Raw genomic sequence first — 756 nt, forward strand, 5'->3', positions numbered from 1 at the left:
GATAAAAACGGAGAGTTTGGAAAAAACGTTTAGAAGTGGCAAAGCTTTTGGTGACGAGTTAATAAATATAAATAAATTTAATCAAAAAATACCTGCAGAATCAGATACACTACAAAAAATTGCTGATTTCTTGCGAGGAGTCGATGAAGATGTACTCAGATAATGAAAAAAAAGATAATAGTAAAAAGAAAAAAGCAAATGAGACTCAAATTATTAGTGAACTAGCCAATGAGAACATAAAGCAAGGTGAGAATGGATCTAAGGATATTAACGGTAAGTTACCAAAGACTAATTCGGAGCAACAGACGTTTAGTTTAGAGGAAGTTGAAGAGCGGAAAATAAATAATGATAAACAGTTTGAAAAGGAAATAACAGACTCAAATGTTGATAAGGTTGAAAAACAAATTAGTACCCCGTTAGAAAATAATGATAAACATAAGTTTGGTACACCAAAAACAACAGTTGAAAGTTCTAATAAGGATTTTTATATCAGTGCTATAGAAAGAGAACGTCTTATTAAAAGCTTTAAGGCGTTAAATAAAGATTTATATCTTAAATTACTTGCGAAAGTACTTTATAATAAGAAGAATTATTTTTGTGAACTTGAATGTAAAATTTTTGATGACTCTTACTATAAGTATTATAAAAAAGAAGAAATTTCGGATATAGATGTTTTTTGTATTAAATTTGAAGAAGATTTAACTTGTATAAAGGCTGGATTTGAATGTAAAAGTACTGTAAGAGACGGTGTAGACG

1 protein-coding gene is annotated in these 756 nt (G+C 28.8%); it reads left to right on the forward strand.

What is annotated here, in order from left to right; all coding sequences use genetic code 11:
• Positions 1-149: 149 nt before the first annotated feature.
• Positions 150-756 (forward strand): hypothetical protein (locus tag AC1DJR_RS32220; protein WP_477004495.1); only part of this gene is annotated, 607 nt, incomplete at its 3' end.

The organism is Bacillus sp. 05T31, from assembly GCF_056396725.1.